2 protein-coding genes are annotated in these 5,128 nt (G+C 62.8%); both read right to left on the bottom strand.

Annotation, left to right across the window (positions count from 1 at the left end; translation table 11 throughout):
* Positions 1-4,484 (bottom strand): membrane-targeted effector domain-containing toxin (locus HX846_RS19595; RefSeq protein ID WP_178965937.1); only part of this gene is annotated, 4,484 nt, incomplete at its 3' end.
* Between the two features lie 64 nt (positions 4,485-4,548).
* A partial coding sequence (locus tag HX846_RS19590) for a CocE/NonD family hydrolase (protein ID WP_178965936.1) occupies positions 4,549-5,128 on the bottom strand: 580 nt, incomplete at its 5' end.

Here is a 5,128-nt window from a genome sequence, read left to right as displayed (position 1 = left end):
GGTTGGCGTGCCGTGTGCAGCGACAGCTTCAGGTCGCCCTTGGCCAGGGCATCGCCGGGAATGCCGCCGGCCACATCCGCGATGACTCGGGTGGGTTGGTCGAAGGCGTCGTCGACCCGCAGGGCAATGCTCTTTTGCAGGTCGGCCAGGCCCGGCGTGCCGCGATAGGTACTCATGCGTTTTTGATCAACCAACGCTATCCAGCGCTCGCCCGGTTTTTTCGCCTGGTCGTCGTTGATGAGGGTGTGGGAGTAAAAGTTGGTCAGCCGGTTGGCGCGAATCGGGGCCGGGCGTGAATCAAGCAGGCACAGGGTGTTTTCCAGGTCGTAGGAGCTTGAGGCGTTCAACGGCCGAACCTCAATCCCGTGCTGTTGCGCGGTGTTTACCAGCATCCAGTGGCCGTGCAACCCGTCGGGGTCGCGGTAATTTTCCTTGTCGATGGATTTGAGCTGGCCCTCGGCCCGTTTGGAGAGACCACTGGAAAACCGTGAATGGGTTTTCAAGTGATGAATGTCGCGCCACAGCGGCTCGATATAGAGAACCGTCACGTTCAGTTCGCGCAGGTATTGCATGTTTTCGATCAGCACCTGTTTAGCTGCGGTGGAAAACGGTGCCTCGCCTACCACCAGGTTGTGCGCGTCATCGATCAGCAGCTTGAGCAAATCACGCAGGGCAATGTCTGGCGCCGGGTTCAGGGTTTCGGCCCGGGGAACCACGGCGGGCAACCGTGCAAAAAACGCGTCGGCGTCATCCGTCAGGGCCCTGACATTGTCCAGGTGCTGTTTGAGTGCCGGGGCGAGTTGCCGACGCGAGATCCAGATGCTGTGGGTATTGAGGTCTCGATCCAGGTAGGCGATTTGCAGGAACAGCGCCGACCGGTCCTCGGGGGCGATGACAGCCGATACGTCCCGGCGAAACTTTTCCGACAACTCATAGGGCTGCCCGAGTCTTTCAGGGCCAGGCATGCCACCGATGACACCGGAGCGCTGCCACTGGCCGTCCACCGTCTGGTTCACCAGCTTGCCGGTGGAGCGCAATTGCCCGCTGGTGTTGTCGTAGCGAAACAACAGGAATCGCCCCAGGCTGTCCGGGGTGTGCGAGGCCCACAGGCTGTCGCCGGCAAACAGCACGGGCTGCATGCCCTGGGGCAATGGGGGTTGCGGTTGCAGTTGCTTGATCAAGCTCATGGCCTGTTGGTCCTTGGTCACCCGGGCAATATGGCGCAACGGCGGACGGGCGAGCTTGACGGGGGCGAACAGCAGGGGCCGCAGGTCGGTCAACAACGTCCCGCCGGCATTGAGCAGCGCACCCAGATAGTGTCCCAGCGCGGCGGCGGTGTCGTTGCGGCTGTAGGCATGCAGGGCGAGCATCGAATCCTTGAACACCAGCAAGCCGCCCAAGGCCAGGCTCAGTGCCGGGAAGGGCGCGGTCAGCACGGCAATGGTGATTTCGCCGATCACGCTGACCAGCTCCATGATCATCTGCAAGCGCCCGGTGGTGGTGCTTTTGACTTCGTCGATACGGTGACGCAGCTTTTTGTCGTAGGTGTGGTAATGCAGGTTCTTCAGCGGCAGTGCGGTGCGAGGCACTTCGTCGAACACCGGCTTGGAATACAGCCCCTTGAGCTGTGCCGGCAGGCCGGCCACCAACGCATGCAACCTCGGCTCGAACGCCGCGCGCTCAACGCTGGCGACCCGGCTGATGTAGTAGGTGTCCATGCCTTCAAGGTTTTTCAGGCGCTCGTTGAATTCCCGTTGCGGCCTGAAGGCGATGCCATCCGGTGCGTGCGGGGTGTAGAGCAGGGGCAGGTCGTTGGCGTGGTGGAACAGGTAGCAGCCATCGATCACTTGCCCGCTGATGTGCAGGGGATAGAGCCGATACCGATTGCGCACGGCATCGCTGTTATCGGCCAGGCTGTCGATGCTTTTTTCCAGCCAGGCCAGGTCGCCTGTTGCCAGGCAGCCTTGCAGGCAGCACTCAAGCGCGGCGACGTGCATGTGCAGTTGGGCAACCTCCAGGGCCATGTTGCGGCGCCATGCATAGTGGGGGCCTTGCGGGTCCAGCAGGGTTTTCTCGACCTCGGCGACATAGCGATCACCGATCCAGGTGCCTCTGACCGAGTTGCTCACCGTTTGCGCGGTGAGTCGACTCAGGTCGACGCCGGGCGGTCCCTTGAACTGCGCGGTGGTGCTGGCGTCGGGGTTGATAAAGCCCAGGCTGGCGTCGTAGCCATTGCGGTACAGCGTGGTGTAGCTGACGCGTTCGCGCGGGGTGATCACGCCCACGAGGTTTGGGTCTACCGCCGGGATCGGGTTGCCGAGCAGTTGGTTGAGGGCGGCTTTTGCCGCCTTGTGCAAGTAACTGTCGAAGTCGGGAAACTGTTGTGGGCTACCCGGGCTTGCGGCGTAGGCCTGTGCCGCGCCCAGTGCCTGTTCCTTGAGATCGGCGAGTTTCTGTCGGTCGGCTGCCGATGCCTGGCTCAGCCACTTGGGCACCTGATACAGGTATTCATCGGCCTGCATGGCCAGCGTCGTGGTGCTCATTTCCACCAGGCAGGCCTCATAGGTGGAGGGCGCGCCGAAACTGATCATCAAATACTCAAGGCTGGCCGGGGTAAAACCCAGAGCGGAAAGCATCGCGCTGTATTTGGGCCGGATCCGGCTGACCAACTGTTCAAGCAGGTAGTCTTTCATGCTGCGCGAATCGGGAGCGGACGCTATCTCCTGGCTCCAGCCGAGGATATGCGCCTGCAATTCCCGCTCGCTGCCAAAGGCCTGGAACTGTTCGGCGCGTGGCGCGTGAGGCGTGCACAGCAGCAAGCGTTTGACCGCGCCCGTTGCATCGGTCTGGCGCAGCACCCACAGGTCCTTGAGCGGAGCCTTGTGCAGGAACAGGCAGCAGGCAGTGAGTGTGGGCGAGGGGCCTTCACTCAGGGTTTGCAGCAGTGCGTAGTCGTCCGCGCTGATATGGTTTTGCAACGATGCACTGTAGGCCAGCGCGTGCAGGCGGCTGTCGAGCATCTGCTGCATGGCTTCCTGTACGGCGGGCAAACTGTGGGCGCGCTTTTGTTCTTCGGCGAAGCTCAGGCTTGGTTGAACCTTGGCCAGCAGGTCGGCGAGGTAAGCCGGGGTGACGTCCCGGAACTCGGGCGGCAATGGCTGCTGGGCGTAGGTCAGTTGGGTGTGCTTGAGAAACTCGGAACCGGCGTGTTCATCGCCACGGTGCAAGCCACGTACCGCCAGTTGCACCAGGTTGTTGTGCTGGTTGTACGAGTTGCCTGACTTCAGGGTGCGCTCGGTGCTGATCTGCAGTTGCTCGGGGATCAGGCCCTGGATATTCAGGTCGTCGTCCAGGTGCTCAAGCAATTGCAGGCGCGCCATGGCCTCCGGCGAGGCCGCCGGGCCGAGCAGCGCCAGCACTTGCAGGCTGAGGTGTTCATAGGTGCGCAGGTGCTCGGCGAGGGTTTTGCGCTGGGCCTCATTGGCGCTGCGGTACCAGTCGGGGGCGGATTCGTGGAGCAGTTTTTCCAGTAACTGTTGCGCGCGCAGTTCCAGGCGCGAGGACAAGTCCCAAGGCGAGCAGCGCAGCGCCTGGTCCAGTTCGAGGGTCATTCTGGCGACGTCTGTCGGCGCTGGATGGCCGCCCAGGCCAAGGGCAAACGCGATGTCCTGATGTTGTTTGTCCTGCAGGGCGTTGTAGGTGTGTTCGTTCAGCGGGAGGCTGTCGATAGGGCCTGGCACCAGCGGCCAGATACTCGCCGCGCGCAAGTGCTGGTAACGGCGCGGCAAGTGTTGCAGCAGTTCCTGGCGCCAGGCCGACTGCTTCATGCGCTCCTGCAGCGTGCGATCCAGATGCTTGAGCGAGGTGAAAGCCTCCAGGCCTCTGGACGGGGTGAACAGCAATACATCACCGTCCTCGATCTCCAGGTGGGTGATCGGTGTCTGGCTGCGCGTGAGGACGAACACCCCGGCGAACTCGATGGTCTGCTGGCGGTAGCGAAACGTCAGGCGATGGATACCCGGGCGCAGCTCGGGGCCGCTGACGATATTCGTCACCAGCAACTGGTCGGCGGGGCTGAGCAGGCGATCCTTGACCTTCAGCCTGGCCTCGGCCTCCAGCATCGGCTGGTGGCTGTCGAGTATCCAGTTCTTGCGTAGATGGCCGTTGGGCCGCCGTTCGATTTCCAGGGCGGCCAGCTTCTTGTGCAATGCCTGGCTGATGCGCGTGCGGTTCAACCGGCCGGGTTCGCCCTGGATCACCCAGTCGCCGGGGACGGTGTAATGCACTTGTGCGTTCTGCAGGCTCCAGCGGCTTTCTTCTGCCAGGGCGGTGTGCAATGCCTGCACCTCCAGCAACTCGGTAGAAGACTGCGCTGCCGGTGCGTGGCCGTTGGGGAAAATCTGTAGACGATGACCGATTTGCAGCAGGTAGCCGTTCAGTTGTTCCGGGGTAAGTGGTGATGTGTTCGGGGGCTGGGCGGGCATGGCCGGTCCTCAGGGAGTCAATGGTCCCTGAGGGTGCGCAGTCTCGGCGTGTGAATGGCGGTAGTTAGTTACTCAAGGCCTCGACTACGGTCAGTATCAGGCGTGACGGGCAATCGGTACTCAGGTGTAGCGTGTTGCGCGCCACCCTGGGATGTTCTGCCTGGCCGGGTGCTTCACCGCTGTTGGGGTTGACGTCAAAGCGCGGGAAGTTGCTGCTGGCGATGTCGAGGCGCAACCGGTGGCCGCGCTGGAACAGATTGCAGGTGGCGAAGGGGTCGATCACCACCTTGACCCGCTCACCCGGGGTCAGCAGGGTGGGGTGCTCCCAGGTGTTTCGGTAGCGGGCCCGCAGGATGCCGTCGGTGATGTTCATGGCGTAGCCGTCCGGGTAGACGTCGACCAGTTTGGCGGTGAAGTCGGTGTCGGGCGCATCGCTGTCGATCCATAGCTCTACGCGCAGCGGGCCTGCGACGATCAGGTCGTGGCTCAGTGGCTCGGTCTGGAAGCTTAAGACATCGCTGCGCTCGGCCAGGGGGCGCTGGTCGCCACGGGTACCGAAGAAGTCCGACCGCTCGCGTTGGTCGAAAGCGCCGCCGACAAAAATCGGCGCGCCGGAGGTCAGGGCGCCACCGATGGTCGGCACC

This window comes from Pseudomonas sp. K5002 (genome assembly GCF_013386655.1).
In the GTDB taxonomy this organism is placed as follows: Bacteria; Pseudomonadota; Gammaproteobacteria; order Pseudomonadales; family Pseudomonadaceae; genus Aquipseudomonas.
This window is presented reverse-complemented; position numbering and strand designations above follow the sequence as displayed.